This window comes from Sideroxyarcus emersonii, assembly GCF_021654335.1.
Lineage (GTDB): Bacteria > Pseudomonadota > Gammaproteobacteria > Burkholderiales > Gallionellaceae > Sideroxyarcus > Sideroxyarcus emersonii.
Genome location: NZ_AP023423.1, coordinates 2,171,369 through 2,194,783, shown reverse-complemented (window position 1 = coordinate 2,194,783; position 23,415 = coordinate 2,171,369). Strand labels below are relative to the sequence as shown.

At 60.7% G+C, this 23,415-nt stretch carries 21 protein-coding genes and 1 tRNA gene; 19 read left to right on the top strand and 3 right to left on the bottom strand.

Annotated elements, in window-relative coordinates:
- Positions 1 to 108 precede the first annotated feature (108 nt).
- From rpoD to hsdR, 8 genes are all read left to right on the top strand, one after another.
- Positions 109 to 2,070, top strand: a complete 1,962-nt coding sequence (rpoD, locus tag L6418_RS10625) for an RNA polymerase sigma factor RpoD (protein ID WP_237246894.1) — start codon at positions 109 to 111, stop codon at positions 2,068 to 2,070.
- A gap of 6 nt (positions 2,071 to 2,076) precedes the next feature.
- A tRNA-Ile gene (locus L6418_RS10620) sits at positions 2,077 to 2,153 on the top strand.
- 107 nt (positions 2,154 to 2,260) lie between these two features.
- Positions 2,261 to 3,715 carry an N-6 DNA methylase gene (locus tag L6418_RS10615; RefSeq protein WP_237246893.1) on the top strand — a complete coding sequence of 485 codons (1,455 nt, stop codon included), beginning with the start codon at positions 2,261 to 2,263 and terminating at the stop codon, positions 3,713 to 3,715.
- Between the two features lie 11 nt (positions 3,716 to 3,726).
- Positions 3,727 to 4,131 (top strand): nucleotidyltransferase substrate binding protein, encoded by a 405-nt coding sequence (locus L6418_RS10610; RefSeq protein ID WP_237246892.1) that lies wholly within the window; start codon positions 3,727 to 3,729, stop codon positions 4,129 to 4,131.
- Complete coding sequence (locus tag L6418_RS10605; RefSeq protein WP_237246891.1) at positions 4,131 to 4,439, top strand: nucleotidyltransferase domain-containing protein; 309 nt, start codon at positions 4,131 to 4,133, stop codon at positions 4,437 to 4,439. The genes L6418_RS10610 and L6418_RS10605 overlap by 1 nt, the downstream gene beginning before the upstream one ends.
- Positions 4,436 to 5,662, top strand: coding sequence for a restriction endonuclease subunit S (locus tag L6418_RS10600; protein ID WP_237246890.1), 1,227 nt, complete (start codon positions 4,436 to 4,438; stop codon positions 5,660 to 5,662). The genes L6418_RS10605 and L6418_RS10600 overlap by 4 nt, the downstream gene beginning before the upstream one ends.
- A gap of 191 nt (positions 5,663 to 5,853) precedes the next feature.
- Positions 5,854 to 6,921: a Fic family protein gene (locus tag L6418_RS10595; RefSeq protein ID WP_237246889.1), complete on the top strand. Its 1,068-nt coding sequence runs from the start codon at positions 5,854 to 5,856 to the stop codon at positions 6,919 to 6,921.
- Complete coding sequence (gene hsdR / locus L6418_RS10590) at positions 6,914 to 9,262, top strand: EcoAI/FtnUII family type I restriction enzme subunit R (RefSeq protein WP_237246888.1); 2,349 nt, start codon at positions 6,914 to 6,916, stop codon at positions 9,260 to 9,262. Before L6418_RS10595 ends, hsdR begins: the two co-directional genes overlap by 8 nt.
- Before the next feature lie 39 nt (positions 9,263 to 9,301).
- Here hsdR and L6418_RS10585 read toward each other — a convergent pair whose 3' ends face one another.
- Together L6418_RS10585 and L6418_RS10580 are read right to left on the bottom strand one after the other, a co-directional pair.
- Entirely contained in the window at positions 9,302 to 9,508 is a 207-nt protein-coding gene (locus L6418_RS10585) for a SlyX family protein (RefSeq protein ID WP_237246887.1), read from the bottom strand.
- 326 nt (positions 9,509 to 9,834) lie between these two features.
- Positions 9,835 to 11,448: a methyl-accepting chemotaxis protein gene (locus L6418_RS10580; protein WP_237246886.1), complete on the bottom strand. Its 1,614-nt coding sequence runs from the start codon at positions 11,446 to 11,448 to the stop codon at positions 9,835 to 9,837.
- Positions 11,449 to 11,952: 504 nt separating this feature from the next.
- On the opposite strand from L6418_RS10580, the gene L6418_RS10575 reads away from it, so the two are divergent.
- The 8 genes from L6418_RS10575 (at position 11,953) to L6418_RS10540 (ending at position 19,930) form a co-directional block, all read left to right on the top strand.
- Positions 11,953 to 13,029 carry a nickel-dependent hydrogenase large subunit gene (locus L6418_RS10575; protein WP_237246885.1) on the top strand — a complete coding sequence of 359 codons (1,077 nt, stop codon included), beginning with the start codon at positions 11,953 to 11,955 and terminating at the stop codon, positions 13,027 to 13,029.
- A complete protein-coding gene (gene hypA, locus L6418_RS10570; protein ID WP_237246884.1) occupies positions 13,022 to 13,363 on the top strand; it encodes a hydrogenase maturation nickel metallochaperone HypA in 342 nt (113 codons plus the stop codon). Before L6418_RS10575 ends, hypA begins: the two co-directional genes overlap by 8 nt.
- A 9-nt stretch (positions 13,364 to 13,372) precedes the next feature.
- On the top strand, positions 13,373 to 14,266 hold the full coding sequence (hypB, locus tag L6418_RS10565; RefSeq protein WP_237246883.1) for a hydrogenase nickel incorporation protein HypB: 894 nt from the start codon (positions 13,373 to 13,375) through the stop codon (positions 14,264 to 14,266).
- Between the two features lie 18 nt (positions 14,267 to 14,284).
- Positions 14,285 to 16,588, top strand: coding sequence for a carbamoyltransferase HypF (hypF, locus tag L6418_RS10560; RefSeq protein ID WP_237246882.1), 2,304 nt, complete (start codon positions 14,285 to 14,287; stop codon positions 16,586 to 16,588).
- 2 nt (positions 16,589 to 16,590) lie between these two features.
- Positions 16,591 to 16,845: a HypC/HybG/HupF family hydrogenase formation chaperone gene (locus tag L6418_RS10555; protein ID WP_237246881.1), complete on the top strand. Its 255-nt coding sequence runs from the start codon at positions 16,591 to 16,593 to the stop codon at positions 16,843 to 16,845.
- A gap of 46 nt (positions 16,846 to 16,891) precedes the next feature.
- The gene (gene hypD, locus L6418_RS10550) at positions 16,892 to 18,004 is read left to right on the top strand and encodes a hydrogenase formation protein HypD (RefSeq protein ID WP_237246880.1); all 1,113 of its coding nucleotides are present in this window, start codon (positions 16,892 to 16,894) and stop codon (positions 18,002 to 18,004) included.
- Complete coding sequence (hypE, locus tag L6418_RS10545; RefSeq protein ID WP_269807810.1) at positions 18,004 to 19,053, top strand: hydrogenase expression/formation protein HypE; 1,050 nt, start codon at positions 18,004 to 18,006, stop codon at positions 19,051 to 19,053. The genes hypD and hypE overlap by 1 nt, the downstream gene beginning before the upstream one ends.
- 64 nt (positions 19,054 to 19,117) lie before the next feature.
- Positions 19,118 to 19,930 (top strand): nickel transporter, encoded by an 813-nt coding sequence (locus L6418_RS10540; protein WP_237246879.1) that lies wholly within the window; start codon positions 19,118 to 19,120, stop codon positions 19,928 to 19,930.
- Between the two features lie 49 nt (positions 19,931 to 19,979).
- Here L6418_RS10540 and L6418_RS10535 read toward each other — a convergent pair whose 3' ends face one another.
- Positions 19,980 to 21,416, bottom strand: coding sequence for a M48 family metalloprotease (locus tag L6418_RS10535; RefSeq protein ID WP_237246878.1), 1,437 nt, complete (start codon positions 21,414 to 21,416; stop codon positions 19,980 to 19,982).
- A 116-nt stretch (positions 21,417 to 21,532) separates the two neighbouring features.
- Here L6418_RS10535 and L6418_RS10530 point away from each other — a divergent pair, with 116 nt between their 5' ends.
- From L6418_RS10530 to L6418_RS10520, 3 genes are read left to right on the top strand one after another with little or no spacing between them, the layout of a single operon-like run.
- The gene (locus tag L6418_RS10530; protein ID WP_237246877.1) at positions 21,533 to 22,831 is read left to right on the top strand and encodes a serine/threonine-protein kinase; all 1,299 of its coding nucleotides are present in this window, start codon (positions 21,533 to 21,535) and stop codon (positions 22,829 to 22,831) included.
- Positions 22,832 to 22,855: 24 nt separating this feature from the next.
- Entirely contained in the window at positions 22,856 to 23,173 is a 318-nt protein-coding gene (locus tag L6418_RS10525; protein ID WP_237246876.1) for a rhodanese-like domain-containing protein, read from the top strand.
- The gene (locus L6418_RS10520) at positions 23,170 to 23,406 is read left to right on the top strand and encodes a sulfurtransferase TusA family protein (protein WP_237246875.1); all 237 of its coding nucleotides are present in this window, start codon (positions 23,170 to 23,172) and stop codon (positions 23,404 to 23,406) included. The genes L6418_RS10525 and L6418_RS10520 overlap by 4 nt, the downstream gene beginning before the upstream one ends.
- Positions 23,407 to 23,415 lie beyond the last annotated feature (9 nt).

The window sequence follows — 23,415 nt, the reverse complement described above, 5'->3', positions numbered from 1 at the left end:
TGCGGAAATGTTTTGGAAAATCGGGTATAATCCGCGCCCTTTTCGACGGCACCCGTTTTTTAGTGGGCCGGGTATTTCGAGTACGAATCAACTTTGGGAATCCTCAAAATGGCGACTCCGCAGCAAAAGAAAAAAAGCAGCTCTTCCTCCAAACAGACCACAGCCAATAACAAGCAAACAGCCAAAGACAAGGCTGAAGCCGAAGCCGCGCTGGTCGATCCGTCGCAGGACGTCGAGGCCCGCCGCACGCGCCTGAAGGCGCTGATCCTGCTGGGCAAGGAACGCGGTTACCTGACCTATGCCGAGATCAACGACCACCTGCCCGAGATGCTCGAAGTCGAGCAGGTCGAAGGCGTGGTCAGCATGATCAACGACATGGGCATCACCGTCTGCGACGTGGCGCCCGACACCGAATCGCTGGTGATGAACGAGACCGCGCCTGCGGTCGCCGACGAAGATGCGGCGGAAGAAGCCGAAGCCGCCATTTCCACCGTCGACTCCGAATTCGGCCGCACCACCGACCCCGTGCGCATGTACATGCGCGAGATGGGCGTGGTGAACCTGCTCACCCGCCAGGACGAGATCGAGATCGCCAAGCGCATCGAAGACGGCCTCAAGCACATGATCCAGGCCATCTCCGCCTGCCCGGCCACCATCGCCGAAATCCTCGCGCTGGCCGACAAGGTGGCGAAGGAAGAGCTGCGCATCGATGAAGTGATCGACGGCTTCATCGACACGCAGGAAGAAGTGATGGTCAGCGAAGTCTCGGAAGAAGAAGTGGACGAGGAAGAGCAGGACGAGGAAGAGGAAGAATCGGAAGAGGATGGCGAAGCCGCCGCTGCCGCCAACCTGGCGCAGCTCAAGGTGGATGCGCTGGAACGCTTCTCGATCATCAGCGACCTGTTCACCAAGCTGGGCAAGGCCTACGAGAAATACGGTTACCGCAGCAAGCAATACGACAAACTGCAGCAGCAGATTTCCGACGAACTGATGCAGTTCCGCTTCTCCGCCAAGCAGGTGGATGCGCTGTGCGAAACCATGCGCGGCCTGGTGGAAGAAGTGCGCGGCTGCGAACGCAGCATCCAGGAACTGTGCGTGACCAAGGCTCACATGCCGCGCGCCCACTTCATCAAGGTGTTCCCGCTCAACGAGGGCAACCTGGACTGGGTCAAGCAGGAGATCGCCTCCAGGAAATCCTACAGCGAAGCCCTGTCGCGCTTCCAGGCCGCCATTGTCGACCAGCAGAAGAAGATGCTGTCGCTGCAGCAGCGCGTGGGCATCCCCATCGCCGACCTGAAAGAGATCAACAAGCAGATGACCAACGGCGAAGCCAAGGCACGCCGCGCCAAGCGCGACATGATCGAGGCCAACCTGCGCCTGGTGATCTCCATCGCCAAGAAATACACCAACCGCGGCCTGCAGTTCCTCGACCTGATCCAGGAAGGCAACATCGGCCTGATGAAGGCGGTGGACAAATTCGAATATCGCCGCGGCTACAAGTTCTCGACCTATGCCACATGGTGGATCCGCCAGGCCATCACGCGCTCCATCGCCGACCAGGCGCGCACTATCCGCATCCCGGTGCACATGATCGAGACCATCAACAAGATGAACCGCATCTCGCGCCAGATCCTGCAGGAAACCGGCGTGGAAGCCGACGCCGCCACGCTGGCGATCAAGATGGAGATGCCGGAAGACAAGATCCGCAAGATCCTCAAGATCGCCAAGGAACCCATCTCGATGGAAACCCCGGTGGGCGACGACGACGATTCGCACCTGGGCGACTTCATCGAAGACGCCAACTCGCTGGCTCCCATCGAGGCCGCGGTGTACGACAGCCTGCGCAACGTCACCAAGGATATCCTGGACAGCCTCACCCCGCGCGAGGCCAAGGTGCTGCGGATGCGCTTCGGTATCGAGATGAACACCGACCACACGCTGGAAGAAGTCGGCAAACAGTTCGACGTCACCCGCGAGCGTATCCGCCAGATCGAAGCCAAGGCGCTGCGCAAGCTGCGTCATCCTTCGCGCTCGGAAAAACTCAAGAGCTTCCTCGACGGCGAAAGTTAAGTCCACGGGCCCTTAGCTCAGTTGGTTAGAGCAGAGGACTCATAATCCTTTGGTCCCCGGTTCAAGTCCGGGAGGGCCCACCAACAACTGAAAGCCTCGCAGGAATGCGGGGTTTTTGTTTATGTGAGTTAATCCTCGAATCCTGGCGGCGGACGCAACTCCGCGTCAGGTTCAGAAACCGCAGGTGGCCATGTTCGAACAAGCCTTCAAGAATATCGACGACGTACTCCGCAAAGAAGCCGGCTGCGCCAGCGAACTCGACTACACCGAACAAAGCTCCTGGCTGTTGTTCCTCAAATATCTTGATGCGCTCGAACACAGCAAGGCCATGGAAGCCGAGCTGGAAGGCAAGAAATACACCTGGCTGATCGACCCGCCCTACCGCTGGGAAACCTGGGCCGCGCCCAAGGGAAAAGACGGCAAGATCGACCACAACGCCGCCATGACCGGCGACGATCTGCGCGACTTCGTCAACCAGACCCTGTTTCCCTACCTGCACCGCTTCAAGGAAAAAGCCGCCAACTCCAAAACGCTGGAGTACAAGATCGGCGAAATCTTCGGCGAGATCAAAAACAAGATCCAGAGCGGCTACAACCTGCGCGACATCATCGACCACATCGACGAATTGCGCTTCGGCTCGCAGGCCGAGAAGCACGAACTCTCGCACCTGTATGAAGCCAAGATCAAAAACATGGGCAACGCCGGGCGCAACGGCGGCGAGTACTACACCCCGCGCCCGCTCATTCGCGCCATGGTGCAAGTGGTCGATCCCAAGATCGGCGAAACCATCTACGACGGAGCCTGCGGCAGCGCGGGCTTCCTGTGCGAAGCGTTCGACTATCTGCGCGCCAAACCGCAGCTCACCACGCGCGACCTCAAGACCCTGCAGGAAGCTACCTTCTACGGCATCGAAAAGAAAAGCCTCGCCTACGTCATCGCGATCATGAACATGATCCTGCACGGCATCGAAGCGCCCAACATTGCCCACGCCAACACCCTCGCGCTCAACCTCGCCGACGTGCAGGACAAGGACCGCTTCGACATCGTCCTCGCCAACCCGCCCTTCGGCGGCAAGGAACGCAAGGAAGTGCAGCAAAACTTCCCCATCAAGACCGGCGAAACCGCCTTCCTGTTCTTGCAGCACTTCATCAAGTTTTTGAAAGCAGGCGGACGCGGCGCAATCGTCATCAAGAACACCTTCCTCAGCAACACCGACAACGCCTCGGTGAGCCTGCGCAAACACCTGCTGGAAAGTTGCAACCTGCACACCGTGCTCGATTGCCCCGGCGGCACCTTCCAGGGCGCGGGCGTGAAAACCGTGGTGCTGTTCTTCGAGAAAGGCGCGCCGACGCGCAAAGTCTGGTACTACCAGCTCGACCCCGGCCGCAACATGGGCAAGACCAACCCGCTCAACGACGCCGACCTTGCCGAATTCATTGAGTTGCAGAAGACCTTCGCCGATTCGCCCAAGAGCTGGAGCGTGGATGCGGCAGGCATCGACCCCGCGACATTCGATTTGTCGGTGAAGAACCCGAATGGCAATGAGGCCGTGGTGCATCGCAGCCCGCAGGACATCATGGACGAGATCGCCGCGCTGGATGAGCAGAGCGCGCAGGTATTGGGTAATATTCGAGCCTTGCTGTAAAGGAGAACATCATGCAAGACATACGCTGGCAACAACGCTTCGACAACCTGCAATCGGCTTACTCGCGACTGCAAGAAGCAGTCGCCGCCAACAAACAAGCGCCCGACAATCAACTCATCCAGATGGCGCTCATCAAATCCTTCGAGATGACGTTTGAACTGTCATGGAAAACCATGAAGGATTACCTCAAGTACAACGGCATCGACGTAAAGCTGCCGCGAGAAATCATCAAGCAGGCGTTTGCCACCGACCTCATCACCGACGGACAGATGTGGATGGACATGCTCGAAGACCGCAACCTGATGGCGCATACCTACGACGAAGCCCGCGCGCTCGAGGCGATCGATCACATCTGCCGGCGTTATCTGGCAGGGTTGGAACAACTGCATCAATACCTGTGCGCAAGGCTGGCTTGATGTTCGGATTAAGCGAACAAACCCTGGCCGCCATCCACGCCTGCCTGCAACAACACCCCGAAATCGTCTGGGCCAAAATCTACGGCTCTCGCGCCAAGGGCAATTACGAGCGGGGCTCGGACATAGATCTGGCGTTCAGCAGCCCAACCGACATCTCGGCGACATTGCTGGCCGCGCTCGACGAACTGCCCACGCCTTATCTGTTCGACGTGACGCATTACGAAAGCCTCAAGCATGAAGAGCTGAAAGAGCATATCGACCGCGTTGGCGTAGTGTTTTATCAGAGGGACGATGGGGCGTCACGATGAAGGCAGGGTGGCAGACTAAAGCCATTGGCGAAGTTTGCGAGGTCGTTAACGGCGGGACACCAAAGACAGGCATCAAGGAATACTGGGGCGGAGCGCATCAGTGGATAACGCCAGCCGAAATGGGGAAACGCAATAGTCCATACATTTGTGAAACCGAGCGAACCGTCACTGATGCGGGGCTTCAAAACAGCTCGGCTCGCATGCTGCCTCCATACTCAGTCATCCTGTCATCACGTGCGCCTATCGGTCATTTGGTTATCAATACCGAACCGATGGCAACCAATCAGGGCTGCAAAGGTTTGGTGCCGAGCGATCAACTGCACTACAAGTTTTTGTATTACTACTTGAGTAGCATCGTTGATTTGCTCAATGATCTTGGTAGCGGAGCGACGTTCAAAGAGTTGTCGGGTGGAAAGTTGAAAGAGGTCGGGATTTCCTTCCCTTCGCTCCCCGAACAGCAGCGCATCGTCCGCATCCTCGACGAAGCGTTTGACGGCATCGCCACCGCCAAAGCCAACGCCGAACAGAACCTGCAAAACGCCCGCGCCCTGTTCGAAAGCCATCTACAATCCGTCTTTACCCAGCGCGGCGAGGGGTGGGTGGAAAAAAGTGTAGGCGAGTTGGTTGATGAAGGAGTTTTGGTCAAGCCATTCGATGGGAATCATGGCGAGATCCATCCAACGCGAGCTGATTACACAGAATCAGGCGTACCGTTCATTATGGCATCCGACTTGGTAAATGGCGGCGTTGATACCGACCGTTGCAAATTCATTTCACGGAAACTGGCGGATTCTCTCCGAGTGGGGTTCGCAAAAGATGGTGATGTTTTGATTTCGCACAAGGGTACTATCGGTCGATCCGCTATTGTGAGTACGGCAGATGATTACATTATGCTGACTCCGCAGGTGACTGCATACCGTATCAAGGATCACAGCAAATTGCTCAACCGATTCGTTCGTTACTACTTCATGAGCTCTGAATTTCAGCAGCAAATAATAGATGGGGCTGCGGATGGTTCAACGCGAGCTTATATCGGAATTACGAAACAACTTAATTTGCATTTCAAATTCCCTTCTCTGGGTGAGCAACAGAAAATTGTCGAAAAGCTCGATGAGCTTGTTCCAGAAACCCAACGCCTCGAATCCCTCTACCAGCGCAAGCTCGCCGCCCTAGCCGAACTGAAGAGGTCGCTGCTGCATCAGGCGTTCAGCGGGGCGTTGTGAGTCGGTTACAGATCGTAACCGACTGCAACCGGCGTCAATTTGTCACCGGTTGCGGCGGGGATATGTTTAAGAAATGCTCTTTTTTGAACATATGTCCTATGGCGTGATAAGAAAACCGTGAAATTTATACACGTCATGGGTGACGTGTTAAGATATTTGCGATTTCTTATCACGTTCGTTCAGGGGGAAAGATGAAAGAACTGAACATTCCCGACCCTGCCAGCCTTGAGGTCAAGGCGGTCTGGCAAGCGCTTGCCGAGGCGCATCGGCATTTGGCCGAGCTGAAGGGCTTGTGCGAGTCGCTGCCCAATCGCGCCATTTTGCTGGATACGCTGGCGATTCAGGAGGCGAAGGACAGCTCGGAAATCGAGAACATTGTTACCACTCATGACGAGCTATATGCCTACGATCAGGGCGGTTCGGCTTCGCCTGCGGCCAAGGAAGTGCAGCATTACATTGCGGCGCTGAAGGTGGGGTTTACCGATGTGGTGAAATCCGGCCTGATCCGCATGAGTACGATCTTGCGGGTGCAGGAAGAAGTTGAGCAGAACAACGCCGGGTTCAGAAAAGTGCCGGGGACGGTACTGCGTAACCAGACGACGGGGGCTACGGTCTATGAACCGCCGCAAGATGCCGTGCTGATCGAAAAGCTGATGACGGATTTGGTGGATTTCATCCATGCGGACGACGACCTCGATCCTCTGTTGCGCATGGCGATTGCGCATCACCAGTTCGAGAGCATCCATCCGTTTTACGATGGAAATGGCCGTACCGGGCGCATTCTGAATCTGCTGATGTTGCAGCGCGATGGCTTGATGGATTTGCCCGTACTGTATCTAAGCCGCTATATCACCGCGACCAAGGACCAATATTACCGCTTGCTGCAAACAACTCGCGAAAGCGGGGATTGGGTGGACTGGTGCGTATATGTCGTGAAGGGGGTGGCGATTACCGCCAAGAGCGAGATCAGGCTGATCAAGAATTTGCGTGAGCTGATGCAAGCTACCAAACACCGGCTGCGTGGCGAGTTACCCAGGATTTACAGCCAGGAGTTGCTGAACAACTTGTTCCGTTATCCTTACACCAAGATCGAATTCGTCGAAAAGGATTTGGGCGTGTCGCGGATTACGGCGGCAAAGCATCTGGATACATTGGCGCAAAACGGTTTTGTGGAAAAGAAAAAAATCGGGCGCACAAATTTCTATATCAACCGCCCTTTGTTCAACCTGTTGACACAGATCAGCCTGAACGATGAATGAAGCCGAAACCCGCGCCGAACATATAGACCCCGCGCTGAAAGCCGCAGGCTGGGGCGAGGTGGAGGGCAGCCGGGTGATGCGCGAATACCGCATCACCGAGGGGCGCTTGCAGGGGGCAGGGCAACGCAGCAAGCCGGAGATTGCGGACTATGTGCTGGTGTATCGCAACCACAAGCTGGCGGTGGTGGAGGCGAAGCGCCGCGACCTGCCCTACACCGAGGGCTTGGCGCAGGCCAAGCAGTACGCGGGCAAGATCGGGGCGCGCTTCACCTATGCCACGAACGGGCTGCGCATCTACGGCGTGGATATGCAGAGCGGGGTGGAGGGCGATGTGGATGCTTATCCCTCTCCCGAAGAATTGTGGAATCGTACCTTCGCCGTGGCGAACGATTGGCGCGAGCGTTTTGCTGCCGTGCCGTTCGAGGACAAGGGCGGCATGTGGGGTTCGCGCTACTATCAGGACAGCGCGATCAACGCTGTGCTGGAGGCGATTGCCGATAACCGGCAGCGTATTCTGCTGACGCTGGCGACGGGGACGGGCAAGACTTTCATTGCGTTCCAGTTGGCGTGGAAGTTGTTCAAGTCGCGCTGGAACCTGAAGCGCGATGCGGCGCGCCAGCCGCGCATTCTGTTCCTCGCCGACCGCAACATTCTGGCGGATCAGGCGTACAACTCTTTCTCGGCTTTTCCGGAAGATGCGCTGGTGCGCATCGCGCCGGATGACATTCGTAAGAAGGGGCGCGTGCCGAAGAATGGGAGTGTGTTTTTTACGATTTTTCAGACTTTTATGAGCGGGCAGGCCCTCACCCCCGGCCCCTCTCCCGAAGGGCGAGGGGAGCCAACACCGTACTTCGGCGAATACCCGCCGGACTTTTTCGACTTCATCATCATCGACGAGTGCCACCGGGGCGGGGCGAACGACGAAAGCACCTGGCGCGGCATCCTCGAATACTTCGCGCCTGCGGTGCAGCTCGGCCTGACCGCCACGCCCAGGCGCAAAGACAATGCCGACACCTACGCCTACTTCGGCGAGCCGGTGTATGTGTACTCGCTGAAGGAAGGCATCAACGACGGCTTCCTCACGCCGTTCCGCGTGAAGCAGTACGCCACCACGCTGGACGAATATCGCTACACCTCGGACGACAGGCTGGTCGAGGGCGAAATCGAGGCGGGCAAGCTGTATGAGGAAAAGGATTTCAATCGCAGCATCGAGATCGTGGAACGTGAGAAGTATCGCGTTAAGCTTTTTATGGATTCCATCAACCAGCGCGAAAAGACGCTGGTGTTCTGTGCCAATCAGGCCCATGCACTGCTGGTGCGCGACCTGATCAACCAGTTGAAGACGGTCAGCACCGATTCGCTGTATTGCGTGCGGGTGACGGCGAACGACGGTGCGCTGGGCGAGCAGTACCTGCGCGATTTTCAGGATAATGAAAAGAGCATCCCGACCATCCTTACTACTTCGCAGAAACTTTCTACGGGAGTGGATGCGCGCAACGTGCGCAACATCGTGTTGATGCGGCCTATCAATTCGATGATCGAGTTCAAGCAGATCATCGGGCGCGGTACGCGACTGTACGACGGCAAGGACTACTTCACCATTTACGACTTCGTGAAAGCGCACAAGCTGTTCAACGACCCGGAGTGGGATGGCGAGGCGGAGGTGGATAACGGCGGCGATAAGGCCTTTCCGCCTATCGAACCCAGGACGCCGCCGGAAGCCAGGCAGCCGCGCCCAGAATATGAGAGCAAACCCAAGGTGCGCGTGAAACTGCGCGATGGCAAGGAGCGCACCATTCAGCATATTTCGGTGACAACTTTCTGGGGACCGGATGGCAAGCCGATTTCGGCGGCAGAATTCCTGACGCTGCTGTTCGGTCAGCTACCGGAGTTCTTCAAGGATGAAGACGAGCTGCGTACGCTGTGGAGTTTGCCGGACACACGCAAGAAGCTGCTGGAGGGTTTGGCAGAAAAAGGCTTCGGCAAGGAGCAGCTAGCCGAGATGCAAAAGATTATCGATGCAGAGAACAGCGATCTGTTCGACGTGCTGGCGCATGTGGCATTCGCCATGCAGCCGATCACGCGCAAGGAGCGGGCTGCATCCGCGCATCAGGAAATACACGATCATTTCAGCGACAAGCAGCAGGCTTTTCTTGGTTTCGTGCTATCGCACTATGTGCACGAGGGTGTGGAAGAGCTGGAGCAGGAGAAGCTGACCAAGCTGCTGCGGCTCAAATACCACGATTCGATTCCCGATGCAGTCGCAGACCTGGGCGGCGATATTGCGGAGATACGCAACCTGTTTACCGGGTTTCAGCGTTATCTGTATCAAGGCCTTTAGGCTATCGCAAACGGATAAATTCCTCGGCAGGACGGCAGGCTAGTAATGCGGCGGCCTTTCATTCGCCGGCATGCCTTCATTCCTTGCTTCAGACAGCGACCGTACTTGCCTGGCAAGCGCTTCGCAGATCGCTTCAAGCCGTTCCAGTTTTTGCTGCTGCTGATAGACGGTCTTGTTCAGTTCCTCGACCTGGTCTTCCTGGAAGGCAATCTTTGTTTCGATGTTGATTAAACGTTCTTCAATCATGGGGTGACCCTGGTAATTCGGCGACAGGCCGGGAGCGGGCGCTCATTCTAGAATATTCTGCGGCAGGTCAGGCATGTTGCGTTAGCTGTCGAGCAAAGGAACTCGCATCAGTATCCACCGCATCGCAGCTCCCGAAATCGCGCCCGGCTTCGCGGCCGCTATCCAGCGCACTACCGCAGGGGCTGGGCAGCCCGGAAGCAATATGCCGCTCTCCCGGTACGACCGTGACCTCGCGCCGCCGCAATAGCGCGCCGGTTTGGGCCGCGCAAGAAAAAGCCTCGCAGCGATGCGAGGCTTTTCATTTTCTGCTGAGCTGAGGCGGCGGGTCAGATCCTGAAGCGGTTCACCGTGGTCTGCATGTTGTCGGACAGTTCCGCCAGGCGGTTGGCGGACTCGGCGGTCTGGTCTGCGGCCTTGCTGTTCTGCTCGGTCATCTGGGCGACCTTCTCGATATGGGCCGCGATGTCGTTGCTGGCCTTGCTCTGTTCTTCCAGCGAGGCGGAGATGCCGCTGACGGTCTGCAGTACCTGGCTGGATTCGATCTTGATCTGGTTGATGGCATCGCCGGCCTGCTGGGCGAGCGCCACGCCGCTGTCCACCTGGAGCACGGTCGAATCCATGCCGCTCACCGCCGCCTGGGAGGCGCTCTGGATGGTGTCGATCATCTGCGTCACCTCTTGCGTGGACTGGGTAGTGCGTTCCGCCAGCTTGCGCACCTCGTCTGCCACCACCGCAAAGCCGCGTCCCTGTTCGCCGGCGCGCGCCGCCTCGATGGCGGCATTCAGCGCCAGCAGGTTGGTCTGGTCGGCGATTTCCTTGATCACTTTCACGATGGAGGAAATCTTGGTCGATTGCTCGCCGAGGTTGCCGATCGAGACCGAGGTCTGGCGCACGGTTTCGGCGATCTTCTTCATTTCCTCCGCGGTGCGGTGGATGATCTCGCCGCCCTTGTCCGACAGTTCGCCCGAGCTGCGCGATATCCTCAGCGCTTCGCGTGCGCCTTCCGAAACTTGCGCGATGCTCACGGTGATCTGTTCGATGGTGGCCGCCATGGCTGCAGCGGCTTCGCTCTGGTTGGTCGAACTGCTGGCCACCTGCTGTGAGGAAGTCGACAGCGAATGCGAGGATTCGGCGACCTTCTCGATGCCGTCATGCACCTGACGGAAGGCGGATTGCAGGTTGCCCATCAATTCGTTGAACGATTGCGCGGTCTGGCCGATCTCGTCTTCGCTGTCCACCTGGACACGGCGGGTGAAGTCGCCGGTGCTGCTGATCTCCATGATCGCGGAGCGCATGCGGCCGGCCGGGTCGGACACGAATTTGTGCAGGATGAATCTGAACAGGAAGAACAGCACGATCTGCACGGTCACGATGACGGCGATCGATATCCACACCAGCATGCGCAGTTCGGCATTGTTGGCCGAGATATCCAGATCCACCACGGAAGCGCCGTTATGGTAGCCCTCGGGCACGTTGTGGCACATCAGGCAGTTGGTGCCCCTGAAGTTCTTGCTTTCGGTGTAGGGCACGATGCCGTGCAGCACGTCGCCGCGCTGCTCGTACACTTCCTTGCCGTCGTCCAGCGCCTTGTGTTCCGCCTCGCCCTCGGGCTGCTCTTCCGGCAGCCCTTTGCCGAACTGTTCCTGCACCAGCTTGTTGCGGATGAGGCGCAGGGATTTGATGTCTTCACCGGAACCCATCTTGGTGATGAACAGTTTGCGCTGCTCGACGTCGCTGATGATGCCGTTCAGCATCAGCATGTTTGCGCCGTTGATCACGCCGTCCGCCAGCGCCCGTATCTTGTTTTCCGCTCCGCGCATGTTGGCCTCGCTTTCAATGCGGTAGAACGAGACGGCAGTTATGATGCTTACCACCAGCAGCAGGAGCTGTACGGTGAGCTGGACTTTGACGGCGATACTCGATTTGATGAAATTTGGCATTTTTCTCATCCCTGTGGTCTATCGTTCGTTATTTTCCAGGCTGTCTTTAAACTTCGCGCAGCCTGTTGGGTAAGACATGTGATCTGCTGGAGTAGGTCCCCCGATGGGCTCCGATGCTTCCAGTCATCCGCTCGCTGGGTACTCTAACGGCAAGTAATCCGATTTATTGAGCGGAACAACAGGATATTAACCGGTCAATTCGTCATTTCCGCCGTTTTGACGCCATTCTCACATTCGAGAGGGCGCCCGGACGCATCCCCCTGTGCCTCGTTTGCTATGCCTTGCTTCGCGCGGATGTAAAAATGGGGATGTCTTGTAACTTAATGAATAAAAATATGAATTTTTTAAATTGATCGAGTGGGGGCGCGGCAATTACGTTGCGAAATCCGCAGTTGATGCGTTCATGTGCCATCCTTGCGGCGGGATGGAGTGCGATATTTGCCGGGTGGTGTACGATCATATCCAGGCGGATTTTCTGTACGGCGATTTTGTGGGGATGCGGGTTTGGCGGATATCGGCAAGTTGGTTCTTGGGGTGATCTGGGACGGTGCGACGGTGCGCGCGACGGCTATCCGTTCCTCGCGCCCGATGGCCGCGCAGCTGTTGCCGGGCAAGACTCCGGCGCAGGTGCTGCATATCGTGCCCTTGCTGTTCAGCGTGTGCGGCAAGGCACAAGGGGCGGCGTCCCATGCCGCGCTGCAGGCGGCGCGGCAGCAGCCGTGGCCGGAGGCCGCGCAGGCGGAACAGGCGATCCTGTGCGAGGCCATGCAGGAACATCTGTGGCGCATGCTGCTCGACTGGCCGAAGCTGCTGGGGATGGCGCCGCAGGAACAGCGGTTCGCCGCGTGGTATGCGTTGCTGCGCCAGGTCGCGGCAGGCGAGATCGGCATGGAGGTGTTCCGGCGCGAATTCGAGCGCGATGGGCTCGGCATGCCGATGGCAGAATGGCGCGGCATGGTCGGCTATCCCGAGTTGCGCACGTGGTGGCGAAAAGCGGATAGTCCGGTGGCACAATTGCTGTCGGCGCTGGACGAATGCGACGGCCACGGTACGGACGAGACCAGGCTGCTGCCGTTGTGGACGGCGGCAGAGGCGCAGCAGGCCTGCGCCGGAAGATGGGATGCGGATTTTTCGGCGCGGCCCGACTGGCAGGGCGCGGCGGCGGAAGCCGGTGCATGGAGCTACCATGCCGCCGACCCGATGTTGCAAGAGGTGTGGCGAGGCAGCGGATCGAGGGTGCTGGCGAGGTTGCTCGCCAGGGTCATCGATGTGGTCGAGATGGCAGGCGGCCAGGCCGCGCCGCGGCTCGATGCGGCCAGCCCGGCGCCGGGCGAAGGAGTCGCCGTGGTGCGCACCGCGCGCGGGCTGCTGATGCACCATGTGCGGCTGGCGGCGGAGAAGGTGGCAGGCTACGCCATCGTCGCGCCGACGGAATGGAACTTCCATCCGGACGGTGCTTTTGCCCAGGACATGCGCGGACTGGCCGCGCGCGACAGGGGACGATTGCAGCAGGCGGTGCAGATCGCCGCCTTGTCGCTCGATCCCTGCGTGGCATACGAAATCGAGGTGCTGGATGCATGAGATGTCGCTGGCGGAAGGGGTGCTGCAGATCATCGAGGATGCAGCGCACGCGCAAAACTTCAGCCGCGTCAGGACGGTATGGCTGGAGATCGGACAGCTGGCGGGCGTGGAGGTCGAGGCGATGCGCTTCTGTTTCGATGCAGTGGTGCGCGACAGCGTCGCCCAGGATGCGAAGCTGGAGATCATCGAGACCCCGGGGCAGGCCTGGTGCCTGCAGTGTGCGGAAACCGTCCAAGTGCAGGCGCTGTACGACACCTGCCCGAACTGCGGCAGCCATCAGTTGCAGGTGACCGGCGGCAACGAGATGCGGGTCAAGGAACTCGACGTGGAATAGGAGGAGAGCATGTGTAAGGTATGCGGCTGCGGTTCGGGTCAAACGCTCATCGGGGGACATGCATTGAAGCAGGTGCGCAAACCCTCCGCGCAATTGCAATATCGCGTGCATGACAAAGATGCACATCGTTCGTACGAGCATGCTCACGAGCACGAGCAGGGCCATCGCCACGGCGCCATCGATTTCGGCAACGGTCCGGCAGGTGCCCATGCACCGGGCATGAGCCAGGCGCGCATGGTGAAGATCGAGCGCGACATCCTGGCCAAGAACGACAGCTATGCCGAGGAAAATCGCAGCTATCTGGCGGAGCACGGCATCTTCGCGCTGAATCTTGTGTCCAGCCCGGGTTCAGGCAAGACCACGCTGCTGGTCAGGACTATCGAAGCCTTGCACGGCGAACTGAAACTCGCTGTGATCGAAGGCGACCAGCAGACCGACAACGATGCGGCGCGCATCCGCGCCACCGGCGCACCTGCGTTGCAGATCAACACCGGCAAGGGCTGCCACCTGGATGCGTACATGGTGGGCCGTGCCATGCAGCAACTTGGCCTGCACGACGACAGCCTGCTGCTGATCGAGAACGTCGGCAATCTGGTGTGCCCGGCCGGTTTCGACCTGGGCGAGGCGCACAAGGTGGCCATCCTGTCGGTGACCGAGGGCGAGGACAAGCCGCTCAAGTATCCCGACATGTTCCGCGCCGCCGACCTGATGCTGCTGAACAAGTGCGACCTGCTGCCTTACCTGGCTTTCGATGCCGAACTGGCCGTCGCCAATGCGCGCCGCGTCAATCCCGGCATCCAGGTGATCCGCACCTCGGCTACCAGCGGCGAGGGGATGGACGAGTGGCTGAAATGGATCAAGGCAGGTTGCCGCAAAGCGGTTGCCGCCAGGCAGGCGGTTTGACTGGTAAACAGGGACGCCATGATCCACGCGCAAATCAGGGTCTCCGGGCAGGTGCAGGGCGTGGGCTTCCGGCCGTTCGTCTACAGGCTGGCGCATGAGCTCGGCCTGGCCGGCTGGGTGCGCAACGACAGCGAAGGGGTGGAGATCGCGGTCGAGGGCGACCGGCCGCAGGTGATGCGCCTGATCGAACGCCTGCAAAGCGAGCCGCCGGTGCTGGCGCGCGTGGAAAAGGTCACCCACGACCTGGCGCAGGCGACCACGGGACTGCAGGGATTCACCATCGCAGAGAGCCGGAATGGCAAGGTATTGACCGGCATTGCGCCCGACATCGCGATCTGTGCCGATTGTCTGGCGGAGCTGTTCGATCCTGCCGACCGGCGTTATCGTCATGCTTTCATCAATTGCATCCAGTGTGGTCCGCGCTATACATTGACTGCGCGCCTGCCCTACGACCGCGCCAACACCAGCATGGCGAAGTTCAGGCAGTGCCCGGCCTGTCAGCAGGAATACGATACGCCGACCTCGCGCCGTTTCCACGCACAACCCAATGCCTGCCCGGAGTGCGGCCCGCGTTTGAGCATGTTCGATGCGCACTGGAATCTGCTTGCGGGCAACGATCCCGTGGCGATTGCCGCCGCGCGCATCGGCGCCGGCGAGGTCGTTGCCGTCAAGGGCATCGGCGGTTTCCACCTGGTGTGCGACGCACGCAATGTCGCCGCCGTGGCACGCTTGCGCGGCGGCAAACAGCGCGAGGAGAAACCGTTCGCGGTGATGGTGCTGAATGCGGCGTCTGCCCGGCCTTACGCGCAGTTCCGCGAGCAGGATGCCGCGCTGTTGCAGACTGGCGAGCGTCCCATCGTGCTGCTGCGCCAGTCGGCGGGTGGCGAACGCGAACTGCCAGGCATCGCCCCCGGCCTGTCACGCATCGGCCTGATGTTGCCGTATGCGCCATTGCATTACCTGTTGTTCCACGAACTGCTCGGCCGGCCCGCCGGGCGGGACTGGCTGCAACAGGGTGCGCCGCTGGCGCTGGTGATGACCAGCGCCAATCCCGGCGGCGAGCCGCTGGTGAAGGACGACAGCGAAGCGCGCCTGTCGCTGTCCGGCCTGGCCGACGCCTTCCTGACGCACGACCGCGACATTCTGCATCGCTGCGACGACAGCGTGATGAAGTGGCAGGGCATTGCGCCCGCCTTCGTCCGTCGCGCCCGCGGCTATACCCCCCGCCGCATCGTGCTGCCGTTCGAGGGACCGCCGGTGCTGGCCTGCGGGGCATGGCTGAAGAACACCGTGTGTCTCACGCGCGGCAACGAAGCGTTCGTATCGCAGCACATCGGCGATCTCGACCATGCCGGCGCGCGATTGATGCTGGAGGAGACCGTTGCCTACCTCGGCGATATTCTCGGCGTGCGGCCCGAGGCGGTGGCGCACGACCTGCATCCGGATTTCTACAGCACGCAGTTCGCGCAGGCGTATGCCGCGCAACACAAGCTGCCGATGATGGCGGTGCAGCACCATCACGCGCATATCGCCGCCGTTTGCGCCGAACATCGCATCACCGGGCCGGTGCTCGGGCTGGCGCTGGACGGGGTGGGCCTGGGCAGCGACGGCAGTGCATGGGGCGGCGAGCTGTTGCATGTGGACGGTACGCACTTCCAGCGTTTCGGACATCTCGCGCCGTTGACCCTGCCCGGCGGCGACCGGGCAGCACGCGAGCCCTGGCGGATGGCGGCGGCGGTCTTGTTCGACATGCAGCGTGCCGGCGAGATCGTGCGCCGTTTCCCCGGCCAGGGCGGTGCAGAAATGGTCGTCGGCATGCTGCAACGCCGGTTGAACTGCGTCACCTCAAGCAGCATGGGGCGTTACTTCGATGCGGCAGCCGGGTTGCTGGGCGTGAGCGAGGTGCAAGGGTATGAAGGACAGGCGGCGATGCTGCTGGAGAGCCTGGCGGAACGCCATGGCAAAGTGGCGCCGCTGGCGCTGGGATACATCCACACCGCCCAGAGCGACCTGGATTTCCGCCCATTGCTGATCGCGCTCGCCGACTGCAAGGATGCAGCCTACGGCGCTGCGCTGTTCCATGCCACGCTGGCCGAAGGCTTGTGCACCTGGGTGCTGCGCGCCGCGGGGCGTTCCGGCATCGACCGCGTTGCGCTCGGCGGCGGCTGTTTCCTGAACGGCATATTGACGCAGGCGTTGAGCGACAGCTTGTCGGCGCAGGGCTTGCACGTGCTGACCGCGCAGCAATTGCCGCCCAACGATGGCGCCATCTCTTTCGGGCAGGCCAGCATCGCCCTGCAACGCATCAATCAAGGAGCCTGACCATGTGCCTCGCCATACCTGCCCGCATCGAAGAACTGACGACCCCGGGCAACGCGATCGTCAACCTGGGGGGAGTGCGCAAGGAAATCTCGCTGGCGCTGGTGGACGATGCCGCAGTCGGCGAATATGTGATCGTGCATGTCGGCTACGCCTTGCAGAAACTGGACCAGGAGGAGGCAGAGCGCACGCTGCAACTGTTCGCCGAGATGGGGCAGCTGGATGAGTTGCGCGAGGAGCTGACCGGAGGTGCAGCATGATGGCGCTCCCGTCATGCCGGCAGGAGGATTTCGTGAGGGTGCCTGTATGAAATACGTAGATGAATTCCGCGACGGCGATCTGGCGAAGAACATTGCCGCCAACATCGCAGGCGAGGCGCATGCGGGACGTGCCTACCGCCTGATGGAGTTCTGCGGCGGGCATACCCATGCCATTTCGCGCTACGGCCTTGCCGATCTTTTGCCGCCGAACGTGCGCATGATCCACGGCCCCGGCTGCCCGGTATGTGTGCTGCCCATCGGCCGCATCGACCAGGCGATCCGCCTGGCACGCGAGCAGGACGTGATCCTGTGCACCTATGCCGATACCGTGCGCGTACCCGCTTCCGCCAACCTGTCGCTGATGCGCGCCAAGGCCGGCGGCGCCGACGTGCGCATGATCTACTCGACGCAGGATGCACTGAAGATCGCGCGCGACAATCCGCAGCGCGAAGTGGTGTTCCTCGCCATCGGTTTCGAGACCACCACGCCGCCGACTGCGGTGGCGATCAGGCAGGCCGCCGCCGAAGGACTGAAGAATTTCAGCATCCTGTGCGACCACGTGCTGACGCCGGCCGCCATGCACGCGATCCTCGCGGTGGAAGGCGGCGTCGCATTGGATGGCTTCGTCGGCCCGGCACATGTCTCCACCGTCATCGGCAGCAAACCCTATGAACCTTTCGCCGACGATTACCACAAGCCGGTGGTCATCGCCGGTTTCGAGCCGCTGGATGTGATGCAGGCCATCCTGATGCTGGTGCGCCAGGTGAACGACGGCCGCGCCGCCGTCGAGAACGAGTTCACCCGCGCGGTGACGCGCGAGGGCAACCTCAAGGCGCAGGAACTGGTGGCGGAGGTGTTCGAGCTGCGCGACGCGTTCGAATGGCGCGGCCTCGGCAGCGTGCCGCACAGCGCCTTGAAACTGCGTCCCCAATTCGCCGCTTTCGATGCGGAGCAGAAATTCAAGGTCGATTACGTGGCCGTGCCGGACAACAAGGCCTGCGAATGCGCTGCCATCCTGCGCGGCCAGAAGCGCCCGCAGGAGTGCAAGATATTCGGCACGGTGTGCACGCCGGAGAATCCGGTGGGCTCGTGCATGGTCTCCTCGGAAGGCGCGTGCGCGGCGCATTACAGTTACGGACGGTTCAGAGAGACTGCCTGATGAATACGGTGAAACCCAACTACACCCGCGCGCTCGACCTCAAGCACGGTCGCGTCGACATGTCGCACGGCTCCGGCGGCCGCGCCATGGCACAACTGATCGCCGAGCTGTTCGCGGCGGCGTTCGACAACGAATACCTGGCGCAGGGCAACGACGGCGCATTGCTGCCGCAGGCGCAAGGGCGGCTGGTGATGGCGACCGACAGCCATGTGGTGTCGCCGCTGTTCTTTGCCGGCGGCGATATCGGTTGCCTGTCGGTGCATGGCACCATCAACGATGTAGCGGTGATGGGGGCGAAACCGCTGTACCTGTCGGCGTCGTTCATCCTCGAAGAAGGTTTTCCGCTGGCCGATTTGAATCGCATCGTCGAATCGATGGCGCAGGCGGCGCGCGCAGCGGGCGTGCCCATCGTCACCGGCGACACCAAGGTGGTGGAGCAAGGCAAGGGCGACGGCGTGTTCATCACCACCACCGGCGTGGGCGTGGTGCCGGATGGTATCCATCTTTCCGGCGACCAGGCACGGCCGGGCGACAAGATCCTGTTGTCGGGCTCCATCGGCGACCACGGCATGGCGATCCTGTCGCAGCGCGAGGGGCTGACCTTCTCCGCCCCCATCGTTTCCGACACCGCCGCGCTGCACGGCCTGATTGCCGCGATGCTGGATAGCGGTGTCAGGCTGCGCGTGCTGCGCGACCCGACGCGCGGCGGGCTGGCCACGACGCTGAACGAGATCGCCAGGCAATCCGGCGTAGGCATGATGCTGCACGAGTCCGCGATCAAGGTGAATCAGCCGGTCGAGGCGGCATGCGAGTTGCTCGGCCTCGATCCGCTGTACGTGGCGAATGAAGGCAAGCTGGTGGCGATCTGCGCGCCGGCAGATGCGGATCGCTTGCTGGCGGCGATGCGTGCCCATCCGTTCGGCCGGGATGCCGCCGTCATCGGCGAGGTGCTGGCGGATGCGCACGGTTTTGTGCAGATGACCACCCGGCTGGGCGGTCGCCGCGTGGTGGATTGGCTGGCCGGAGAGCAATTGCCGCGGATCTGTTGACGGCTGCGATTGCTGGCATAATTCCCGTTACCAAGGCAGTTTGAACCTTCCCGATGGAGGCGTTATGGATGCGATGCATGGCGGCATTTATCCCCTGGTGGCACTGGCCTTCGTGCTGGGCATGAAGCACGGCATGGATGCCGACCATCTGGCCACCATCGACGGCCTGACCCGCTTCAACGCGGCTGCCGGGCGGCGCAGACTGGCGCGCATGTGCGGTTTCCTGTTCTCGGTCGGCCATGGCCTGGTTGTGTGCGTGGTGGCCGTTGCCACCAGCATCCTGTTCCAGCAAGGTGCGGTGCCGGCCTGGATGGACGATGTGGGCGCCTGGGTGTCGGCGTTCTTCCTGCTGTTGCTGGGCATGCTCAATCTGCATGCCGTGTTTTCCACCCCGTCGCATGAGATGGTGCAGATGATCGGCATCAAGGGGCGCTGGCTGGGCAGCTTCAGGCGTGCCAGCCATCCGCTATTGATCGCGCTGGTCGGTGCGCTGTTTGCATTGTCCTTCGATACGCTATCTCAGGCGGCCCTGTTTTCCACCACGGCGACGCAATACGGCGGCATTTCCCATGCCTTGCTGCTGGCCTCCTGTTTCATGGCGGGCATGATGGCGACCGATGCGGCCAACGGGTTATGGATCTCGCACCTGTTGCAGCGCGCCGATGCCACGGCGCGCGCCGCCTCGCGCATCATGGGCGTCGCGGTGGCGTTGCTGAGCCTGCTGGTGGCGGCGCTGGGATTGTCGCGCAAGTTCTTTCCCGAGGCATCCGCATGGCAGGAAGGCAGGGAACTGACCATCGGTTTTGCCATCATCGGCGTGGTGGCGGCCTGCTTCCTGTTCGCGCGTTACAGCCAGCGCGCTTCCGCGCCAGCCTGATCACGGCTGCAGGGGATGGGTATCTCCCCGGCTGGCGGCAGGGTGCGGCCTATCTTTTCTTCTTCTTTTTCTTCTCGTCGTAGGCTTCGGCGATCTCGCGGTACTGCTTGAGCTCGGTCTCGATGGTGGAGAGCTGGTAGTAGTCGTTGCCCGCCTGCTTGGCCAGTTCGAGCTGTTCGATGGTGCCACCCAGATCGCCGTGCAGGATATGGAAGTAGGCCAGCATGTGGTGTTCTTCCTGGCGCCGGCCCAGCGCTGCATAGGCGCGTGCTTCCAGGTCGTAGAGTTTGGGGTCGTTGCCGTCGCGGTTGACCTGCTCGTCCAGCAGCTTGAGCGCATCCGTGTAGCGCTGGTCCTGCAGCAGCACTTCGGCATAGTCGTAGATCAGCGCGTGGTGTTGGGGGAAATTCTTCAGCGCTGCACGGTAGTAGGCAATGACGTCCTTGTCGGGTTTTTCCAGCTGCATGATCCTGCCGCCCAGCGTTTCGATGGTCGCATTGTTCGGCGCCTGCTTTTGCAGCGTGGCGAACTCCTGCTCCGCGCGTTGCGGCTGGTTGTTGCGCAGCAAGGCCAGCACCAGTCCGTAACGGTGGGCGACGGGATTGCCGAAGCGTTTCGCGCCCAGCGCATCGTCGAAGTAGACAACGGCCTCCTGCGGGATCATCTGCATGGCGGTGATGCGCGAACGCATCAGCTGGAAATCCAGGCTGTCCGGCACCATGTGGTAGGGCGTCTGCTGCACGCGGCCGTCCACATCGGCGATACGCTCGGCGGTGACCGGGTGCGTGCGCAGATAGGAAGGGGTGTTCCCCTCCACCAGCTGGGTGGCTTTCTGCATGCGTTCGAAGAAAGCCGGCATGGCGCGGGTGTCGAAACCGGACTTCTCCAGGATGCCGAGACCGATGCGGTCGGCTTCCTGCTCGTGCTGGCGCGTGAAGTTGAGCTGGTGCTGCATGGCCCCCGCTTGCGAGCCGATGACACCCGCCATGGCGGCGTCCGGACTGTTGCGTGCGGCGAGGATGGCCACGGCCAGGGTCGCCAGCGACGCGAGAGAGTCGTAGCGCTGGCCGGCGACCAGGCGCGCATAGTGGTGCTGCGTGACGTGCGAGATTTCGTGGCCCAGCACCGAGGCGAGCTCGGATTCAGTCTGTGCCAGCTGGATCAGGCCGGTGTTCACCCCGACGAAACCGCCGGGCAGGGCGAAGGCGTTGATGGCGTTGTCGTTGATGGCAAAGAACACGAACGGCTGTCCCGGCTCCGGGCTGTTGGCGACGAGACGCGCGCCCAGGTTGTTGAGATAGTCGGACAACTCCGGGTCGTCCATGTAGGTACTGCTGGAGCGGATCTGGAACATGCTCTGCTCGCCGATCTGCTGTTCCATCTGCGGCGAGATCAGTTCCTGCGAGGCATCGCCCAGATCGGGCAGGCCGTCGGCGTATGCGAACAGGGGCAGTGTGAAGAACGCGTAAAGAAGGAATTTTTTCATGGCCGTTATGATAGCACCGAGTTTTGCCGTGTTTCCGGGCCGCCAGTCGCCGCCGGCGCAGGGCCTCTGGACAGGGCAGTGTCTAACACTCAGAATGCGCGCCTCTGAGGGATTATATGGCGATGGACAAGGTCGGCAAATACGAGATCGTCAAGGAATTGGGACACGGCGCGACCAGCACCGTGTACCTCGCGCTCGACCCCTTCAGCCAGCAGCAGGTTGCGCTCAAGGTGTTCAACCTGAACGTGCTGCACGACTCGATGCGCGCCAAGGCCTATCGCAAACTGCTGCTCACCGAGGCTTCGCTCGCCGGCAAGCTGTCGCACCCGCACATCGTGAAGATCTACGACGCCGTCATGGATGGCGAAGTGAACTACATGGTGATGGAATACGTCGAGGGCCAGACGCTGGAGAAATACGGCGAGGTCGACCACCTGATGGATCTCGGGCATATCGCCGAGATCATCTACAAGTGTTGCAAGGCGCTCGAATACGCGCAGCATCAGGGGGTTACGCACCGCGATATCAAGCCGGCCAACATCCTGATCAGCGGCGAGAACGACATCAAGATCTCCGACTTCGGCTCGGCAGTCGTCGATAACCAGCAGAGTACCCAGGTGAGCGGGGTGGGTTCGCCGGCGTACATGTCGCCGGAACAGATCAAGGAACAGCCGCTGACGCACCAGACCGATATCTATTCGCTGGGCGTGACCATGTACCGGCTGCTCACCGGCAAGCTGCCGTTCGAGGCGGCCAACAGCTATAGCATGATCTACCAGATCATGAACATCGATCCGCCGCCGCCCAGCACCTATCGCCCGGAGATCCCGCCCGAACTGGATGCCATCGTGCTGCGCGCGATGTGCAAGGAGACGGAACACCGCTACCAGACCTGGGACGAATTCGCGCGCGACCTGGTGGCGTTCATCACCCACAACGTGCCGCAGCAGGAAGAGATCTTCGACACCGAAAAGTTCGACACCTTGCGCGCGCTGAATTTCTTCAAGGATTTCAGCGACGTCGAACTGTGGGAAGTGCTGCGCATCAGCGAATGGCACAAGGTGGAAAAGGATGAAGCGATCATCCGCGAAGGAGAGGAGGGGCATCGCTTCTACATTATCGCCAGCGGTTCGGTGCGCGTGGTCAAGCAGGGCAGGCTGTTGAGCCTGCTGCACAAGGGTGATTGCTTCGGCGAGATGGCGCATCTCTCGGGCAAGGAGGCGCGGCGCACCACCGACGTGATCACCAAGACGGAGGTCTCGCTGATCGAGGTCGATCCGGAGATGCTGGAGCGCGCCACGGCGAACTGCCGTTACCGGTTCAGCGAGGCGTTCCTGGAGATACTGGTGAAACGGTTGTCCATGGCAAACACGCGCATCGCGCGGCTGTTGAGCGACCATGGCGACGAACAATGATTTTTTGAAGTGGAGAAAGTAGAAGTGGCTGATTTCAAGATTATTACCGCAAACGAATTACCCAAACTGCTGTCCAGCGGCAAGGTGCAACTGGTGGATGTGCGCACCGATGCCGAAATCGCGCGCGGCCGCATCGGCGGCGCGATCTGCTTGCCGCTGCATCTGTTGCCGATGCGCCTGCAGGATCTCGATGCCGGCAAGACCACGGTGTTCTATTGCCAGATGGGTGGACGTTCCGCGCAGGCAGCCGCATTCGCCGCGGCGCAGGGGTTGTCGGACGTCTACAACCTGCAGGGCGGCATCATGGCCTGGGCGCAGGCGGGCGGAGAGATCGTCGCGTGAGCGGTACCGCATTCGATGTCGAACTGGATGTGCGGCAGCTGGCCTGTCCGCTGCCCATCCTGCGCGCCAAGAAATCGCTGTCGGCGATGAGCGCAGGACAGGTGCTGAGGATAGTCGCGACGGACAAGGGTTCGCCCAAGGACTTCGTGGATTTCTGCAGCAAGACCGGCAACGAACTGCTGTCGTCGACGGAAGTCGGCGGCGAATTCATCTTCCTGATCCGCCGCCGCTAAGGCGGCAGG

Bases quoted from the DNA above. Each gene is read 5' to 3' on its own strand.
- L6418_RS10600 (WP_237246890.1), top strand. From the start codon at position 4,436: ATGAAGGCAGGGTGGCAGACTAAAGCCATTGGCGAAGTTTGCGAGGTC.
- L6418_RS10580 (WP_237246886.1), bottom strand. From the start codon at position 11,448: ATGCCAAATTTCATCAAATCGAGTATCGCCGTCAAAGTCCAGCTCACC.
- L6418_RS10585 (WP_237246887.1), bottom strand. From the start codon at position 9,508: ATGATTGAAGAACGTTTAATCAACATCGAAACAAAGATTGCCTTCCAG.
- L6418_RS10530 (WP_237246877.1), top strand. From the start codon at position 21,533: ATGGCGATGGACAAGGTCGGCAAATACGAGATCGTCAAGGAATTGGGA.
- L6418_RS10595 (WP_237246889.1), top strand. From the start codon at position 5,854: ATGAAAGAACTGAACATTCCCGACCCTGCCAGCCTTGAGGTCAAGGCG.
- L6418_RS10540 (WP_237246879.1), top strand. From the start codon at position 19,118: ATGGATGCGATGCATGGCGGCATTTATCCCCTGGTGGCACTGGCCTTC.
- L6418_RS10615 (WP_237246893.1), top strand. From the start codon at position 2,261: ATGTTCGAACAAGCCTTCAAGAATATCGACGACGTACTCCGCAAAGAA.
- L6418_RS10535 (WP_237246878.1), bottom strand. From the start codon at position 21,416: ATGAAAAAATTCCTTCTTTACGCGTTCTTCACACTGCCCCTGTTCGCA.
- hypF (WP_237246882.1), top strand. From the start codon at position 14,285: ATGATCCACGCGCAAATCAGGGTCTCCGGGCAGGTGCAGGGCGTGGGC.
- hsdR (WP_237246888.1), top strand. From the start codon at position 6,914: ATGAATGAAGCCGAAACCCGCGCCGAACATATAGACCCCGCGCTGAAA.
- L6418_RS10605 (WP_237246891.1), top strand. From the start codon at position 4,131: ATGTTCGGATTAAGCGAACAAACCCTGGCCGCCATCCACGCCTGCCTG.
- hypE (WP_269807810.1), top strand. From the start codon at position 18,004: ATGAATACGGTGAAACCCAACTACACCCGCGCGCTCGACCTCAAGCAC.
- hypA (WP_237246884.1), top strand. From the start codon at position 13,022: ATGCATGAGATGTCGCTGGCGGAAGGGGTGCTGCAGATCATCGAGGAT.
- hypB (WP_237246883.1), top strand. From the start codon at position 13,373: ATGTGTAAGGTATGCGGCTGCGGTTCGGGTCAAACGCTCATCGGGGGA.
- L6418_RS10610 (WP_237246892.1), top strand. From the start codon at position 3,727: ATGCAAGACATACGCTGGCAACAACGCTTCGACAACCTGCAATCGGCT.
- hypD (WP_237246880.1), top strand. From the start codon at position 16,892: ATGAAATACGTAGATGAATTCCGCGACGGCGATCTGGCGAAGAACATT.
- rpoD (WP_237246894.1), top strand. From the start codon at position 109: ATGGCGACTCCGCAGCAAAAGAAAAAAAGCAGCTCTTCCTCCAAACAG.
- L6418_RS10555 (WP_237246881.1), top strand. From the start codon at position 16,591: ATGTGCCTCGCCATACCTGCCCGCATCGAAGAACTGACGACCCCGGGC.